The sequence below is a fragment of the Mesorhizobium japonicum MAFF 303099 genome (assembly GCF_000009625.1).
GTDB lineage: Bacteria > Pseudomonadota > Alphaproteobacteria > Rhizobiales > Rhizobiaceae > Mesorhizobium > Mesorhizobium japonicum.
Genome location: NC_002678.2, coordinates 2,597,843 through 2,614,392 on the forward strand (window position 1 = coordinate 2,597,843; position 16,550 = coordinate 2,614,392).

Annotated in this window: 14 protein-coding genes and 1 pseudogene; 10 read left to right on the forward strand and 5 right to left on the reverse strand. The window is 60.0% G+C overall.

The window, feature by feature from the left end:
• Nucleotides 1–6: 6 nt before the first annotated feature.
• A complete protein-coding gene (locus MAFF_RS13770) occupies nucleotides 7–672 on the reverse strand; it encodes a hypothetical protein (protein WP_032933771.1) in 666 nt (221 codons plus the stop codon).
• Nucleotides 673–721: 49 nt separating this feature from the next.
• On the reverse strand, nucleotides 722–940 hold the full coding sequence (locus MAFF_RS40630; RefSeq protein ID WP_010911529.1) for a hypothetical protein: 219 nt from the start codon (nucleotides 938–940) through the stop codon (nucleotides 722–724).
• A 55-nt stretch (nucleotides 941–995) separates the two neighbouring features.
• Here MAFF_RS40630 and MAFF_RS41430 point away from each other — a divergent pair.
• From MAFF_RS41430 to MAFF_RS13790, 4 genes and pseudogenes are all read left to right on the forward strand, one after another.
• Nucleotides 996–1,195 (forward strand): annotated as a pseudogene (locus tag MAFF_RS41430) (IS6 family transposase); the annotation flags it as partial.
• Between the two features lie 268 nt (nucleotides 1,196–1,463).
• Nucleotides 1,464–2,678 carry a glycosyltransferase family protein gene (locus MAFF_RS13780; RefSeq protein WP_010911530.1) on the forward strand — a complete coding sequence of 405 codons (1,215 nt, stop codon included), beginning with the start codon at nucleotides 1,464–1,466 and terminating at the stop codon, nucleotides 2,676–2,678.
• Between the two features lies 1 nt (nucleotide 2,679).
• Nucleotides 2,680–3,924: a glycosyltransferase gene (locus MAFF_RS13785; RefSeq protein ID WP_032931695.1), complete on the forward strand. Its 1,245-nt coding sequence runs from the start codon at nucleotides 2,680–2,682 to the stop codon at nucleotides 3,922–3,924.
• Nucleotides 3,921–5,114 (forward strand): glycosyltransferase family protein, encoded by a 1,194-nt coding sequence (locus tag MAFF_RS13790; RefSeq protein WP_044548323.1) that lies wholly within the window; start codon nucleotides 3,921–3,923, stop codon nucleotides 5,112–5,114. The genes MAFF_RS13785 and MAFF_RS13790 overlap by 4 nt, the downstream gene beginning before the upstream one ends.
• Before the next feature lie 108 nt (nucleotides 5,115–5,222).
• Here the strand turns inward: MAFF_RS13790 and MAFF_RS13795 are convergent, their stop codons facing one another.
• Complete coding sequence (locus MAFF_RS13795; protein ID WP_032931698.1) at nucleotides 5,223–5,897, reverse strand: class I SAM-dependent methyltransferase; 675 nt, start codon at nucleotides 5,895–5,897, stop codon at nucleotides 5,223–5,225.
• Between the two features lie 156 nt (nucleotides 5,898–6,053).
• Between MAFF_RS13795 and MAFF_RS13800 the strand changes: the two genes are divergently transcribed.
• The 3 genes from MAFF_RS13800 to MAFF_RS13810 all read left to right on the forward strand — a co-directional run bounded on the left by MAFF_RS13800 (nucleotide 6,054) and on the right by MAFF_RS13810 (nucleotide 10,394).
• On the forward strand, nucleotides 6,054–8,768 hold the full coding sequence (locus MAFF_RS13800) for an ABC transporter transmembrane domain-containing protein (RefSeq protein WP_010911534.1): 2,715 nt from the start codon (nucleotides 6,054–6,056) through the stop codon (nucleotides 8,766–8,768).
• A gap of 191 nt (nucleotides 8,769–8,959) precedes the next feature.
• Complete coding sequence (locus MAFF_RS13805) at nucleotides 8,960–9,415, forward strand: cyclic nucleotide-binding domain-containing protein (RefSeq protein ID WP_010911535.1); 456 nt, start codon at nucleotides 8,960–8,962, stop codon at nucleotides 9,413–9,415.
• 124 nt (nucleotides 9,416–9,539) lie between these two features.
• Entirely contained in the window at nucleotides 9,540–10,394 is an 855-nt protein-coding gene (locus MAFF_RS13810) for an MBL fold metallo-hydrolase (protein ID WP_010911536.1), read from the forward strand.
• Nucleotide 10,395: 1 nt separating this feature from the next.
• On the opposite strand, the gene MAFF_RS13815 is transcribed toward MAFF_RS13810, so the two are convergent.
• Nucleotides 10,396–11,148 carry a polysaccharide deacetylase family protein gene (locus MAFF_RS13815; protein WP_010911537.1) on the reverse strand — a complete coding sequence of 251 codons (753 nt, stop codon included), beginning with the start codon at nucleotides 11,146–11,148 and terminating at the stop codon, nucleotides 10,396–10,398.
• Nucleotides 11,145–12,233 carry a glycosyltransferase family 4 protein gene (locus MAFF_RS13820; RefSeq protein WP_010911538.1) on the reverse strand — a complete coding sequence of 363 codons (1,089 nt, stop codon included), beginning with the start codon at nucleotides 12,231–12,233 and terminating at the stop codon, nucleotides 11,145–11,147. Before MAFF_RS13820 ends, MAFF_RS13815 begins: the two co-directional genes overlap by 4 nt.
• Nucleotides 12,234–12,307: 74 nt before the next feature.
• Here MAFF_RS13820 and MAFF_RS13825 point away from each other — a divergent pair, with 74 nt between their 5' ends.
• From MAFF_RS13825 to MAFF_RS13835, 3 genes are all read left to right on the forward strand, one after another.
• On the forward strand, nucleotides 12,308–13,486 hold the full coding sequence (locus tag MAFF_RS13825) for a DUF3095 domain-containing protein (protein ID WP_032931702.1): 1,179 nt from the start codon (nucleotides 12,308–12,310) through the stop codon (nucleotides 13,484–13,486).
• A 114-nt stretch (nucleotides 13,487–13,600) separates the two neighbouring features.
• Nucleotides 13,601–14,944 (forward strand): nucleotide sugar dehydrogenase, encoded by a 1,344-nt coding sequence (locus MAFF_RS13830; protein ID WP_044548324.1) that lies wholly within the window; start codon nucleotides 13,601–13,603, stop codon nucleotides 14,942–14,944.
• A gap of 264 nt (nucleotides 14,945–15,208) precedes the next feature.
• Nucleotides 15,209–16,546 (forward strand): adenylate/guanylate cyclase domain-containing protein, encoded by a 1,338-nt coding sequence (locus MAFF_RS13835; RefSeq protein WP_044548325.1) that lies wholly within the window; start codon nucleotides 15,209–15,211, stop codon nucleotides 16,544–16,546.
• Nucleotides 16,547–16,550 lie beyond the last annotated feature (4 nt).

Consider the following 16,550-nt stretch of genomic DNA (forward strand, 5'->3'; position numbering starts at 1 on the left):
GTCCCATCAACTCGCTTTCCAACTACGGTCCGAGTTGCTCTTGCTGCCGACGGGATCCTGATTCAGACATTTTGCAACCTCGACAAACAGGCCAGCCAAAAGATTTCGGTCGGTCTTGACGTTGCTGAGATCGGCAAACATTTTCTCTATCAGCATCTGAACGCCTTCATTCTTCTGCTTGATTTCCTCACGCAGTGAATGATCGTTCCGATTTATCCGGTCCGCGACGTCGCGCTCAAGCGCGCTCAATTGATCCGACAACGCGCGCACCTGCTTTTCAAGTGCCTGGTTTTGCTCGCGAAGATTCCGATCAATCTCCTTGTCGGCATCGGCTCGTGAATCTTTTTCGTTCCGCAATTGCCCCGCAAGCGAATCGACCTGCTTCTTTGCATTTGTCTCGTACATGTCGAGATTGCGCTTGGCCTCGGATTCGACATCCTTGAAGCGTTGCAAGACCCGTTCTTCAAGCTTGGAGAAGCGGCGGTCATAGTCCTGCATCTGGTTGCCGAACAGCAGATCACGTATCTTGTCGACACCTACAGCGTCGCCGGAGCCCCCGCTTTCGCGAGCCTGGACCCCCATGAAGTTCAGCCCGTTTCCTTCTGCGTTACCTATCAGATTTCCGTCCGCCTTCTTTTCTGAAGAAGCGGAATTCGAAGATTCCTTTGCCATGTTTTTGCCCTTCCATTTGAACACCTGCCACAGTGCGAAACCCCAAATATTAGAAAGTAAGCATGTCAGCAAAATACCCGACCCGCAAGCCGGTATCGTCTTGACTTGAGCCGATTTGTGGGGCAGCCGAACGCTGCGTCGCCGAGGCAACAATGGTGATACGCCAGAAAATCCGGCCTTCGCCGGCGCCATCGATCGTCGCCGCCTGATCCAGATCTCCAGGCAGATCGAGCATGTAGGCGCGGATAAGGAACGTGGTCAGCGGCACCCGGCATCCGCTTTGTCCGAACAGATACGAATTTCGTAATTAATACAGTAGCATCCTCATCAACCCTGCCGAGAATTCACACCTGCCGTTGCGAAAGCGGAAGCGAACGATGCCGGGGGGCGATCAGCGGGGTCGCTGCAACGTTTCGTCTGGACTTTCTCAGTCCTCGGAAATCTCTTCGTTCGACCCCGTTCACAACGCTCCGCATTCCAAATTCATCTGCACCGCCTTCGAGCCGTTCCGGAGTGGAACGCTGCGGGGGGGGAACCGCGGCTTGAAACAATCCGCGCAGCCAGCGCCGCCGGCGCGCCCGGAACGTACGTCAAGTTGACATCGCCTGTAGCAAGCGGGCAACTGAGCAGACGCAGCTTCCTGGCTTGAGCATATGGACCCTCTTGGGTAATACAGATTGAAAATTGCGCCTCAATATTTCAAAACAGGTCGGGAGCGCTGCGGGGATGGTTTCGAAGCCTGAGGGGTCGCCGACGGTCCTCAAAACGAGAATTCTAAAAGACGTTCAACAATGACCCAGCACGTACAAAACGCTCGAATTCTCATGTACAGCCACGATACGTTCGGGCTCGGCCACTTGCAGCGCTGCCGGACGATCGCGCATTCGCTGGTCGAGGATTTCCGCGGACTTCAGGTGCTTATCATTTCGGGTGCGACTATCGCTGGCGCCTTCGACTACCGCGCCCGTGTCGACTTCGTGAAGATCCCCAGCGTCATCAAGTTGCGCAACGGTGAGTACACCTCGCTGGAAAAGGATATCGATCTGCATGAGACGCTAAGGATGCGCCAGTCGATCATCCGCCACACAGCCGAGACCTTCCGGCCGGATATCTTCATCGTCGACAAAGAACCGCTCGGTCTGCGCGGTGAGATTGAGGACACGCTGTCGTACCTCAAGACGCGGGGTACCACGCTCGTGCTTGGCCTGCGCGAGGTGATGGATGCGCCACATCTGCTCGAAGCAGAGTGGGCACGCAGGGATGTGATGCGCAAGATAGGCCTGTTCTACGACAGGGTCTGGGCCTATGGTCCGCCGGATTTCTACGATCCGTTGACCGGCTTGGATGTGCCTCCGGCTGTCAGGGCAAAGATGACCTTCGTCGGTTTCCTGCAACGGAGCCTGCCGCGGAACGAGTTGCCCGGCCACCGGCCCGAGGGCGACTATATCCTCGTTACCACCGGTGGCGGGGGTGACGGCGCCGAACTGATCCACGACGTCATAGATGCCTATCAACAGGATCCGCAATTGCAGCATAGGGCGCTGATCGTGCTTGGGCCTTACATGCCGGCGCGCAAGCGCAACAAGCTGCTCAAGAAGGGGTCCAAGATCCCCTACATCAAGATCATCGAGTTCGACAACCGCATGGAAGATCTGATTGCCGGTGCCAAGGCGGTGGTGGCGATGGGCGGCTACAACACCTATTGCGAGATACTGTCTTTCGACAAACCGGCGCTGATCGTGCCGCGCGTAGAGCCCCGAGAGGAACAACTGATCCGCGCAAAGCGCGCAGCCGAACTCGGCCTCATCGAGATGCTTTTGCCGGAAGAAGCCAAGGATTCTCAGCGGTTTGCCGATGCACTGGTGGTGCTGCCGGACCGGCCCCGCCCATCACAGAGCAATCCGCATCTGACGCTGGAAGGGCTGCCTCATATATCCGAGATCGTCGCGGAACTGCTCGACCGGCGGGCCGGCCATCACCTTTCGGTCATCGAAGGCATGAACTGAGTTGCAACATCGCAAGATCGTCGTGGTTCTGAAGGGCTATCCGCGGCTGTCGGAAACCTTCATCGCGCAGGAACTGCTCGGTCTGGAGCGTGCGGGGTTCGACCTGATACTCGTCGCGCTCAGGCGGCCGACCGACGCAAAACGCCACCCCGTGCATGACGAGATCAAGGCGCCCGTCCATTATCTGCCCGAATATCTGCATGAAGAGCCGCTGCGCGTGGTTCGCTCGCTGTTCGCTTGTCTGATGCGGCCAGGCTTCTGGCGCGCGCTCGGATCGCTTGCTACCGATATCCCCCGCGACTTTACGCGCAATCGCGTGCGCCGCTTCGGGCAAGCGCTCGTGCTGGCGGCCGAATGGCCGGAAGACGCGGGCTGGCTGCACGCACATTTCGCGCACACACCGGCATCGGTGACGCGCTATGCCAGCCAGCTTCGTGGCCTGCCCTGGAGCTGCTCGGCTCATGCCAAGGACATCTGGACTTCGGCGAACTGGGATCTGGCTGGCAAGCTCTCCTCGGCACGTTGGACGGTCACTTGCACGAAAACCGGCTTCGACCGTCTGAAGAAACTCGCTAACGGCAACTCGTCTGTGCATCTGAGTTATCATGGGCTCGACCTTGATCGCTTCGGCAGTTTCGGCGAGGCTCGGAACCAACATGACGGCTCGACGCCGGACGAACCGGTTATCGTTCTGAGTGTCGGGCGCGCCGTTGAAAAGAAAGGTTACGATACCTTGCTGGAGGCCCTTGCCCTCTTGCCTGGTGATTTGGCGTGGCGTTTCGAGCATATCGGCGGCGGCGAGGAACTGGAACGGCTCAAGGCGCTGGCGCAAAAACTCGGACTGGATGGTCGCGTCTCTTGGAAGGGCGCGCTTGCGCAGGAGGAGGTGCTTGAGCACTACCGCTGCGCCGACCTCTTCGCCCTGGCCTGCAGAATCACCGCAAATGGTGACCGGGACGGTCTGCCGAATGTTCTGGTGGAGGCGGCTAGCCAGCGGCTTGCCTGCGTGTCGACCGATATTTCTGGTGTGCCGGAGCTTTTGTCGCCGGACGAAACCGGGCTGCTGGTTCCGACGGAAAATCCAGTTGCCCTGGCACAGGCGCTGGAGCGCCTGATCCGTGATCCCGCGCTGCGCGCCCGTCTCGGTGACGCCGCAGAGCGGCGCGTGCGCGACAATTTCAATCATATGGCAAGCATTGGACAGCTCAAGGAACTGTTCGAGCGGGAGTGGCGGGTCGCCGAATGAAGCGGCTGCGCGCTTTCTTCTATGTCCAGCACCTGCTCGGCATCGGCCATCTCGCACGCGCCAGCCGCATTGCGGCCGCTCTGGCCGATGACGGGTTTGACATAACCGTCGTGACCGGCGGGCCGCCGATCGCGGGGTTTCCGGGACAGGGGGTAAAATCTGTAACCCTGCCACCTGTCACTTCCGGCGATAATGGATTTTCCGGACTTGTCGACCTGCAAGGCAAACCCATCGACGATGATTTCAAGAAACGGCGTTCAGAGATGCTGCTGCAGGCATTCCGGGATTGCAGGCCTGATATCGTCATTGTCGAGGCGTTTCCGTTTGGACGCCGGCAGATGCGTTTCGAACTCTTGCCGCTGCTCGAGACCATCGAAGCGACGTCGCCCAGACCGCTGCTGGCGACGTCCGTCCGGGATATTCTTCAGGAGCGCGTCAAGCCGGGCCGAAACGAGGAAACGGTCGATCTCATCAACAGGCATTTCGACCTTGTAATGGTCCACGGTGATCCGGCTTTCACAACCATCGACAAGACATTTCCACTGGCTGGGGCGATCACGGCCGAGGTCACCTACACAGGGCTCGTCGGCGCGCCGCCATCGCCTGCGGCCGCCGAGCGTTTCGACATTCTGGTGTCGGTTGGCGGCGGGGCGGCCGGAAGGAGGCTTGTCAGTTCCACCCTCGCAGCGGCGCGGATTGCCAACGGTTGGAAATGGTGTTTGATCACCGGCCCAAACCTGCCGAAAGACGAGTTTGATGTGATCGCATGCGATGCCACGCCGGGCCTGTCCATCTTCCGTTTCCGCGAGGATTTTGCCAGCCTGTTGACCGGCGCCCGCCTGTCAGTCTCGCAGGCGGGTTACAACACGGTCTGCGATGTACTGCGCGCGGGTTGTCGCTCCCTGCTGGTTCCATTTGCGGCCGGCGGAGAAACCGAACAGACGGTTCGCGCCCTGATGCTGGAAGAGCTCGGTCTTGCAACGGTGCTGACAGAAAATGACCTGACGCCTGACGGCTTGGCGCAAGCGATCGAGCAGGCGCTTGCGGGACCGACGCCATCCGCGCATCGGCTCGACCTGGAAGGTGCGCGTCACTCCGCGCAAATCCTGCGCGAACGGTATCGAACATGGTCCCTAAAAATGGGGTCCGGTTTCGGAAAGGAACATGATCAAACAGACGATGGGTCCTAGACTGTTCATCGGCTTTAACGCGCATCGTGTCTGGCGAGTACGACGCACTTCAAGTCCTTGTTTTATGTCGTTGTCCCAAAATCGCTGCGCACTTTTGGGCGAAATGCATCAAACAGTCCCGATCAGCATGAAGCGCGTATAGTTTCTTGTCGGCAGTTCGCCGGAGAACCGCACCTCGCTTAGCGCCGCCATCGCTTCGAATGCTGCAAGTGAAGCCACGCAGTTGATGTGCGTTGGCTCGCTGAAATAATCGTTCGATTGCAGCAGTACTTTCGTGCCCCGCGGAAGCAGGGCAAGCCAGGCGCGCAGATCGGCTATGTGTTCGCAGCTCGTATTGACCGTCAAGTCTGGCCGCCCGGCCGCATAGTCGAGCGCGTACATATCTGCCGTCAGCGCCCGGAACCGGTCGCCTGCTTCCCGGTTGAGGGTCCGGGCGACCGCCGCGACTTCGGGATCGATGTCGATGCTATCGACCGCCGCGACGTCGAAGCGGGCGTCGTTGAAGAGCATTGCCGGCAATACGCCGTACCATCCACCCAGAACCCATATGCGCCCGAACCGGCCGCCGCTGCTCTCGAACAGCCTGTCGAGCGCCCACATCTTGCACGCAACCTGCTTGTGGTTGAAGGCGTTGGCGACATCGGCCGTCGGATGCTTGGCGATGACGCGTGCAAGCCCTGCCACGAGAGGGTTGTTGACATAAGCAGCAATTCCCCGCGTGAGGTCCAGGGTTTGCTCGTGCCCGTCCGTGCCGACATTGCGTGGTTGCGTGACATCCATCATATTCGCCTTGTATGTTGGGATTTCGGGCGACACAACGCAATCTTGCCAGCAAAGCCGCCTCGCAGGCTTCGAACGTGTCGCCGGCGATGATTGCCGATGCGCCGTTCACCAGCCGCTTCTACTTTTGTTCCTTAAACTGAAGGTCCACAGTCGCATATGGAACCCAGCCTAGCCCGCTATATCTGGACGCACACCAAGAAGCAGCAGCTCTGGATATTGATGATCGTCCTGCTTTCGATGATCCCGTATTTCATGTCCTTCGACCTGCCGAAGCTGATCGTCAACGGCCCGATCCAAGGCAGGGGCTTCGAGCAACCGGGCGCGACCCAGGCATTCATGCGGCTGCACTATAACCTGCCGTTCATTGGCGATGTCCTGTTCTTCTCCGGTTTTCAGCTCGACCGCACGGCGACGCTGTTTGCCCTGAGCGTTGTGTTCCTCTTGCTGGTCGTCATCAACGGCCTGTTCAAACTCTACATCAACACCTACAAGGGCCGCCTCGGCGAACGCATGCTGCGGCGTATCCGCTTCGATCTGGTCGATCGTGTGCTACGGTTTCCGCCGGTTTACTTCAAGCGGGTGAAATCCGCCGAAGTGGCGACCATGGTGAAGGACGAGGTGGAGCCGCTGGGCGGCTTCATCGGCGATGCCTTCCTGCAGCCGGTACTGCTCGGCGGCCAGGCGCTGACGGCCATGCTGTTCATCTTGGTCCAGAACGTCTGGCTCGGAATGGTAGCGGCCGTGATCGTGGCGATCCAGATCGTGCTCATCCCGCGAATGCGCCGGCGGCTGATCGTGCTCGGGCGCCAACGGCAGTTGACGGCGCGCGCGCTTTCGGGCCGGGTTGGCGAAATCGTCGACGGCATCGGCGCGGTCCACGTCCACGATACATCAAACTACGAGCGCGCCGACATAGCTGCCCGGCTCGGGCTCATCTTTAAGATCCGCTTCGATCTTTACCAATGGAAATTCATGGTGAAGTTCCTCAACAATTTTCTCGCGCAGATCACGCCCTTTCTGTTCTACATGATCGGCGGGTACCTGGTCATCCAAGGACGGCTGGACGTCGGCCAGCTCGTGGCCGTGATCGGCGCCTATAAGGACCTGCCCGGACCGATGAAGGAACTGATCGACTGGGATCAGGATCGGCAGGATGTCCAGGTCAAATATCAGCAGGTCGTTGAACAGTTCACCGTCGAGGGTCTCATCGCGCCGAGAATCGGGGCGTTGACGATTGACGATCCCGATCCGATGACCAGCCCCCTTTCGGCGATCAGTCTGTCCATGGCAGACGATGGCGGCGCAATGCTCCTCAACCGTATCTCCCTCCAGGTCAAGCCGGGTGAGACGGTGGCGCTGGTCAGCACCGCAACAGGTGGAGCGGAGGCGCTTGCAGAAGCCTTCGCGCGGCTGAACTGGCCGGACAGCGGAAGGGTCACTTCGGGCGCCGACGACCTGCTTGAACTCCCCGAAGCAGTGACCGGCCGGCGCATGTCCTATGCCTCGTCGGATGTTTTCCTGTTCCAGGCAAGCCTCCGCGATAACCTGCTCTACGGGTTGAAGCATGCGCCGCTGACATCGGTGCCTTATGACGGTGCTGCGGCAGACCAGCGCCGCTGGAACGTCGACGAGGCGCGCCGGTCGGGCAATCCGGATCTTGATATCCACAGCGACTGGATCGACTACGCTTCCGCCGGCGCTACCGGCCCGCACGACCTCTTTGAACCCGTGCGCCGGGTGCTCGACGCGGTTGTTCTGTCGCGCGATATTCTGGATCTTGGCTTGCGCTCCTCGGCCGACCTCACGCGTCACACGGAGCTCGCCAGGCGGATCGTCGAACTGCGTGCGGCGCTGCGAACCCGGCTGGAACACGAAGGGCTGAGCGGACTGGTCGTTCCTTTCGAACCGGGCGCCTACAACAAGGAAGCAACGATCGGCCAAAACCTCCTCTTCGGCGCAGCCGCCGGCTCCGAGCTGGCCGATAGGGCTCTGGCGGCCAATCCCTATTTTGCTTCTGTGCTGAGGCAGGCCGGACTCGACCGCACGCTCTACGAAATGGGCATGGAGATCGCCGAACAGGCGATCGAGCTGTTTGCCGACCTGCCGCCCGATCACCAGTTCTTCCAGCAGCTCGCCTTCATGAGCGCCGAGGAGATACCCGCCTACGAAACCTTGCTGCAACGGCTCAAGAACCGTCCCTACGAGGCAGTTTCGGAGAACGACCGCGCCATGATCGTCACCTTGAGCTTTGCCTATATCGAGCCCCGGCACCGCTTCGGCCTGCTGAGCGACGAGCTGATGAGCAAGATCGTCGCTGCACGCAACCGGTTCTATGAAAACCTGCCGCCCGAGCTTCAAAATGCGGTCGAACGGTATGATCCTGCCAAATACATTGCCGCGGCTACCGTCATGGACAATGTCCTGTTCGGGCGTGTGGGCAACAACCATCCCGACGCGCCGGACCGTATACGCTCCATCGTCTATGACATTCTCGACGAACTGGGGCTTTATGCCGACCTTCTGAATGTCGGCCTGGACTTCAATGTCGGCTCCGGCGGCAGGCGGCTGACCGGTGGACAGCGACAGAAGCTCGACGTTGCCCGGGCGTTGCTCAAGCGTCCCGATTTTCTCATTCTCAACCGGCCGCTGTCGGCGCTCGATCAGCGCATGCAGGACAAAGTGCTGCGAAACGTGCTCGAGGAAGCCAGACGCGACGGCCATTCGCCGGCAATTGTGTGGGTCGTGACGAATCCGGCAATGGCGATGATGTTCGATCGCGTTATCGTCTTCGACTCGGGTCAATTGGTGGAAGACGGAACACACGAGACACTTTTGGCAGGAAACGGTATCTTCAAGGAACTGCTGTCATAGAGCAACGGACATTAAGACGGGATCATTCTGCCGGTGGAAATTTGCTGCAAGGTCAAGGGATTCAGGTTTCCGGCTGATCGGGCTCGCCACCTTTCGCCTGGTTCGTCCCGCCATCCGGAAACAGAATTGATTCCATCTGGGTGTCGGTTGTTCTAGTCTCGCAGACGTGAATTTTGGGAAGGTTTGCGACAATGCTGCTCAAGGACGAGGTTGGAATGCTGCAACGCGTTCCCTTTTTCTCTGGCATAGAGCCGACAAAGCTCAAGCTGCTTGCGTTCACATCCGATCGCGTGAGCTACAGCGCCGGCCAGATCCTTTTCCGGCAGGGCGACGAGGGAGATGCCGCCTATGTCATCCTTTCAGGCAAGGCGGATATTCTGGTCGAATCCGACAGCGGACCGATAAAAGTTGCCGAACTGGTGCCAAATTCGATTGTTGGCGAGATCGCCATATTGTGCAACAGCTCCCGCACGGCCACCGTCAGAGCCGCAAGTCCGTTGGAAGCCTTGAGAATCCCCAAGGATCATTTCCTGAGGCTTATGAAGGAGTTCCCGGAAATGACCATCGAGATATTGCGGGTTCTTGCCGATCGCCTAAGCCACACGACCGCGGATCTGATCGACGCACGAAGCGCCAATAGCGAATGACGTGCGCTCGATCCTCACCGTCGTGATCACACCGGCCTCTTGCTGAGAACGTCACCGGAGAAAACCTGTCTCGCCTAGCAGCAGTTGTTTGGCTACGATGGCGACGGGACTGCAAAGGGTTAGCATGGACGACGACGTTTTCCTGGTCAGGTTTTGGGGTGTGCGCGGCAGCATCTCGGTATCGGGGCCAGAATTCTCTCGCTATGGCGGCAACACAATCTGCATCGAGATGCGATGCGGTAAGCATACGCTTCTGTTCGACGCGGGCTCTGGTCTACAGCCCGCCGGCAGGGCGCTTCGGGCGTCGGGCGTGACCGATTTCGACCTGCTTTTCACCCATTGCCATTACGATCACATCATCGGGCTGCCGTTTTTTGCACCGATCTATGACAGGAGCGTCAAGGTTACGCTTTGGTCCGGACATCTTGCAGGACGCATGACGACCCGGCAGATGGTCGATGAGTTCATGCAGCCGCCGTGGTTTCCGGTGAAACTGGAGATCTGCAAGGCAAGCCTCGACTGCCGCGATTTCGTATCCGGAGACGTGCTTCGGCCGCGCGAAGGGGTGGTGGTCCGAACCGGCAGTCTTGTCCATCCGGGCGGCTGCATCGGCTACCGGGTCGAATGGGGCGGCCGCGTCGTGGCGGTGATCACAGACACTGAGCACGAGCCGGACAAACTCGATCAGGCGGTGCTCGGTCTGATCGAAGGTGCCGACCTCGTCATTTACGATTGCACCTACACCGAGGAGGAAATGGAACGCCGCAGCGGTCACGGGCACTCGACATGGCAACAGGGCGTCAAGCTCTGTGAGGCGGCCGGTGCGCGGGGGCTTGCGCTGTTTCACCACGATCCGGCACGCACTGATGAGGAACTGGACGAGATCGAGAAACTGGCCAAGGACAGGTTTGCCGGCGCTTTTGCCGCGCGGGATGGCCAGACGCTCAAATTTCCAGTCTCATTGCACAAAAAGCGCTGAGCTATTTTCCTCTACCAGCGCTCCGCCCGATCAATGTCCTGATCGCAAGCCACGCGCAGGCTTCAGTCTGTGCGGTAACCGTGAACAGCCGTTCGAGGAAAAGCCAGGCCGATTCATCATGTACGAGATGGTGGGTGAGCAGGCCGACCGGTTCGGCATGCTGCAATTGCGCGATGATAGCCTGAACCAATAGGCCATGATCGCGGCAGCCGCGCGTGCCATGCCAATCCATGATGTCGACATTGCTGTTGATGACCGCCAGTGAAGCCGGCTTCGGAGGCCCGTAGACCGACAATGCCGCAAACCCTATCGATCCAAGGTCGGATACCAAGCCGGCGTCGATCCTGTTCCAGGGCGGCACCAGCATCGGAACGGCCCGTGCGCCGTGCAGGCCGGTTACGTGCGACAGCCCGCGAGCCAGATCATCCAGCACCGCCTCGCGTGGCCGATGCCCGCCGAGCTCCTGCTTTTTCTGGTCCTCGGGCGCATGATTTCGGTGCGCCCAGCCATGAATGGCGACCGTGGCATGCGGCGCCTCGTCAAGCCGGACGACAAGCTTCTTATCAGTCAGGGCCGGAATGACGGCCAGGGTGACCGGAACCGCGAATTCATCGGTGAGGTCGAGCAGCCGATCAAGCGCAGGCGTCGGATCCACGGCGTCATCGTCGCGCAGCCAGAACTCTGCCTTGCGGCCCGCCCGTTGCCGGCGCGCCAGTTCTTCTACCAAGGGCTGCCAGATATGATCGGATGTCATGAAACGGGGATCTTAGCAAGAAGTTCGGCCAGACGCGCCGCTGCAACAACGAGCGAACGTTCTTCGAGGACGAAACGTCTGGCTTCCGCGGCCATGATGGCTCTTTCGTCGTTACTGGCCAGAAGCCTTTCAACGGCAGAAGCGAACGCCGCCACGTCGCCCGGCGGGGTGAGAAACCCGGTCTGGCCATCCCGCACGACCTCCGGCACGCCGGCGATGTCCTGAGCCACCACCGGAAGGCCGGCGGCCTGTGCTTCAAGATAGGCAACGCCATAGGCCTCGCCGCAACCCGGCCAGATGTAAATTCCCCCACTATAGAGGACATCCGGCACGGCGGCTGGCTCAATCGCGCCAAGCCATTCGATCCGGTCGGCGGCCAAGCCGGCGAATTGCGCTTTGACCTCGTCACGGGCAGGCCCGTCCCCGACAACCGACATGGTCCAGGGCAGGTGGACGATCGAACCGAGCGCTTGCGCCAGCATGCGATAGCTTTCGACTTTGTCGCCCGGGCGCATCATGGCGACGGTAACAAGGCGCGTCGGACAACCCCGTGCCGGCGTTTCCCGGAATACCGATGTATCGATGAAGGGCGAAAGCATGCCGAAAGCGGCATCGGGTATCGCATCTGCCAGTCCCTGACGATCCCTTTGCGTGAAGCAGATGTTCAGCGCCGCCTGTTCGACGGCTCGCGCCACCAACGCTTGCGTATCGCCCCACAAGCCGGCGTTGCGCCGCCTCGAATAGGAGGCTTCCGCTGTCACATAGGGGACAGCAAAGGCCGACGCCAACTGGGGCCCGATCAGGTCGGGCGCCTTGTAATAGGGATGATAGGAGAACCATAGATCGGGCTTGCCGTCACGATCCCAAAGCCCTGCCAACCGCGCGGCTTCCTCTCGGGCCTCGATCTTGAGCGCATCGAAACTTTTCGGCTCCGGTTGGCGTAGATAGAAGCGTAATTCGGAAGCCAGTTCGACGCTGTGCCCTCCATGCTCCAGCGCCTTGACCAGCATCCGTGCCATTTGGCGGTCGCCGGAGGCAACGGGATGATTGGGTGACTTCAGCGGCGCGTGGAAGGCAATTCTCATCGCCGGACCCTATCATCGGAAAGCCTGCGCAAGTCAATTTCGAAGCACGATCGACTTCACCTTCAAGCAGTGGAATGTGCTATTTGTTGCTCATGGAAACAGCTGCCGCGTCCGACCCGTTTGTCGCTTCCTTGCCGGTCTTCGCAAAGTTTGAAAGCGTTGCCGATATCGATAACTATCGGCCGCTCCCCGATGGCTGGGCGCTGGCCACCGCCGACATCGTCGGCTCGACCAAAGCGATCGAGGCTGGGCGCTATAAAACCGTCAATATGGCCGGCGCCAGCGTCATTTCGGCGCTGCTCAATGCGCTGGGTCGGCAGGATCTTCCCTTTGTCTTCGGCGGCGACGGTGCGCTCGTGGCGTTTCCCGGCTCGGCGCTGGAGATCACCCGCAACGCGCTGGCGGCTGTCCAGAGATGGGTGGCGGACGAACTGGACCTGACCCTGCGTGCTGCAATCGTGCCGATAAAGGATATAAGAGCGCAGGGCCTCGACGTTCGCGTGGCGAGGTTCCAGGCCTCCGAAGCGGTCCTCTATGCCATGTTCGCCGGCGGCGGCGGCAGTTGGGCGGAAGCCGAGATGAAAGCGGGGCGCTACCGCATCGATCCAGCGCCGGCCGGCGCGCGACCGGATCTGACCGGCCTCTCCTGCCGCTGGAACCCGATAGAAGCCCGGCATGGCGAAATCGTCTCGATCATAGCCATACCGGGGGTGTCGCGCGACGTGCGTGGTTTTCAGTTTCTGGCTTCCGACATCATCGCCCTTGCCGGCAGGCAGGAGCGCGATGGCCACCCCGTGCCGGTGGACGGGCCGCGCTACAGTCTGCTGCCCGCCGGCCTCGATATCGAGGCGCGGGCCATGGCGCCGGTAGGAAGGCGGTGGCTGTCGAAGCTGTGGATAGTGTTCCTGATGACGCTTACGGCTGTCACCGATAGATATGGCTGGACGATCGGCCGTTTCGATCCGAAGATCTACAAACGCGACGTGGCCAGCAATTCGGATTTCCGCAAGTTCGACGACGGCTTGAAGATGACCATCGACGTCGATGCGGATGTGTTGCAAAGGATCGAGAACCGGCTGAAGCAGGCGGAAGAGGCGGGCATCTGCAGCTACGGCCTGCACCGCCAGAAATCGGCCTTGATGACATGCCTCGTCGCCTCGCCGCTGCAGCGCGATCACATTCATTTCATCGATGGTGCCGCCGGCGGTTATGCGATGGCTGCCGCAAGCCTGAAGGCGAAGGCGCCGGTCTGATGACGGCTTGCGGAAATCGACCTTCCGCAATATGCCTCCGCCATGGTTCTTGGGACCAGGTGAGCCTCGCCATGGAAGCGGACAGCCTGTCCGAATTGACGGAAGAACAGATTTTTGGACGCCTCACGATCGACATATGACCGTCTTCTGAGCCGGATTTCGACACGCGCTGCGCAAGTCGGCGTGATCGGATTGGGCTATGTCGGGCTGCCGCTGGCGGTTGCGACCGCACGTGCCGGCTTCCCGGTATCCGGCTTCGACATCGAAGCCCGGAAGGTCGAGCGCCTGAACAACGGCCAATCCTACATTGAGGCGGTAACGTCGACTGCCCTTGCCGGCGAGGTGGCTAGCGGACGGTTCCGCGCCACTGCGGATTTTGCCGAATTGACCGTCTGCGATGTCATCATCATCTGCGTTCCAACACCGCTGACGAAACACCGTGAGCCGGACCTCTCCTTCGTCAGGAACACGGCAGGCACCATCGCGAAGCATCTGCGTCTCGGCCAGCTGATCGTGCTGGAATCGACCACCTATCCCGGCACCACCGACGATGTGATCAAGCCCATATTGGAAGAAACCGGCTTGCAGTCGAAGATAGATTTCTTCCTCGGCTTCTCGCCCGAACGCGAGGATCCCGGCAACCGCAGCTTTGAAGTCGCGACGATCCCCAAGGTCGTGGCAGGCGACGGCGTTGACGCGGCGACGCTCGTGCAGGCTTTCTACCAGGGCGTGATCGAGACCGTCGTTCCGGTTTCCACCACGGCGACCGCCGAGGCGGTCAAGTTGACGGAAAACATCTTCCGCTCGGTCAATATAGCCCTCGTCAACGAGTTGAAAATCGTGCTCGGTGCGATGGGCATCGATATCTGGGAGGTGATCGAGGCGGCGAAGACCAAGCCCTTCGGCTACATGCCTTTCTATCCTGGCCCCGGACTTGGCGGGCACTGCGTTCCGATCGATCCCTTCTACCTGACATGGAAGGCGCGCGAATACGAACTGCCCACCCGCTTCATCGAGCTGGCGGCAGAGATCAACACGGCCATGCCACGTCATGTGGTCGATGAACTGGCGAAAGCTCTGGACCGGCGCTGCGGCAAGGCGCTCAGCCGCTCGCGCATTCTCATCATCGGGCTGGCCTATAAAAAGAATGTGCCCGACATCCGCGAAAGCCCCTCACTGCGGCTCATTGAACTCATCGAGGAATGGGGCGGCAAGGCGGAATTCCACGACCCGCATGTCACCGAGATCCCGACCACACGGGAGCATATGGCGATCAAGGGGCGTCGCTCGGTCGAATTGACCGAGGCGGCCTTGAAGGATTTCGATGCTGTCGTCGTTGCAACCGACCACGACGCAATCGACTATCAGGCGATCGCCGATCACGCTCTTCTGATCGTCGACACACGCAACGTTTTTGGCCGACTCGGGCTAGCCCGGGAGACGGTGGTGAAGGCTTGACGGCGTCCGGGTCGGCGAATTTATTTCCCGATGTCAGGATCGTGGTTGCACTCTGCCGGCAGCCTCGCCACATGATGCCCCACGAGATAGATGCAATTACGCCCGCTTCTTGCCTGCAGGGCCAGTCATTCGGGAAATTCTTCGCCGGCTTTTGCCGCCGAAGCCGGCCTCATTGACTTCGAGGGTCTTGTCTTTGGGTCGTTGGCGGACTGTGTTGTGGCGGATCAAAGAGAGTGGCTGGTCTTCGACGGGTCTGGAGGTAGCATGAGCACAGCGCAAGCAGAAATTTCCGCCATTCTTGTGGACAGGGTTGCCGATTGGCTGGCCCAATCGGCGCTGGCCGGCAACGACCTGGAAACATTGGTAAAAGGCTTTTGTGAACGGTTGGCTGCTGCCGGCCTGCCGCTGAAGCGGGTGCATTTGAGCTTTTCGATGCTTCATCCGCTTTATGACGCGCTTGGCTTCACCTGGTTTCGCGGCCAGGACATGGAAGTAGAAGGCTTCCGCAAGAAGGCCGGCGTGCCGTCTGACAGGTTTCTGACCAGCCCATACTACCATCTGCTCAGCAACAAGCTCGACCATCTGCGGCGCCGGTTCGACCCGTCGGTGCCGTCGGAGTTTCCTGTTTTCGATGAACTCAGGCTTATGGGCGTCACCGATTACTTGGCTTTCGTCCAACCCTTCAGCGGCAACACCAGTCAGGGCATGATGGGATCTTGGTCCACCGACAGTGCTGCAGGCTTCAGCGACAGCATGATTTCGGCGTTGCTGCGCATCCAGAGTCATCTCGCTATCGCAGCCAAGATGGCGGTGCTCACCAAGCTCGCCGACAACATGATGACCACTTATCTCGGCGGCGACGCCGGCAGGCGCGTGCTGGACGGCCAGATCAAGCGCGGCGAGGGCGATACAATCCGGGCCGCACTGGTCATGGCCGATATGCGCGGGTCTTCAAGGCTTGCCGAAACCTCTGGCCGCGAGATCTATATCGATACGCTGAATCAGTTTTTCGACGCCGTTGCTGCACCTTTCAATCGCAAAGGCGGGCAGATCATGAGTTTCATAGGTGATGGCTTCATTGCCGTCTACCCTTGCGAAAGGCACCGTTCGCAGTCCGAGATCGCCTGCCAGGCTGCTCTTGCGGCAGCGCACAAGGCCACCGAGCGCATGACGGATCTCAATCTGCGCAGAAAGGAGCAGGGGTTGGGCGACATAGGCTTTGGTATCGGCCTGCATGTCGGCAATGTGATGTTCGGAAATGTCGGGCTTACCGACCGGCTCACATTCTCTGTCTTCGGCTCGGCTGTAAACGAGGTCCAGCGCCTCCAGACCCTGACCAAGAAATATCCGCACAGCGTTCTCGCCAGCAAAGACTTCGCCAGCTATTGCGGCGCCAACAGCTGGCTGACGCTCGGCAACGAGGAACTGGCGGGCATCAAGAAGCTGACGGTGCTTTCACCCGATCTGTCGGGTGCTCTTGCACTCGATGAAGACGGTGCGATGGAGCCTATTTACGACCGAATGTCGGACGCCGAGCAGGTCATGCTGCTTCATCGCGATGCCGCGCGGCTGTCGGCGGGCGACCGGAGGAAGCTCCAGTAACCGC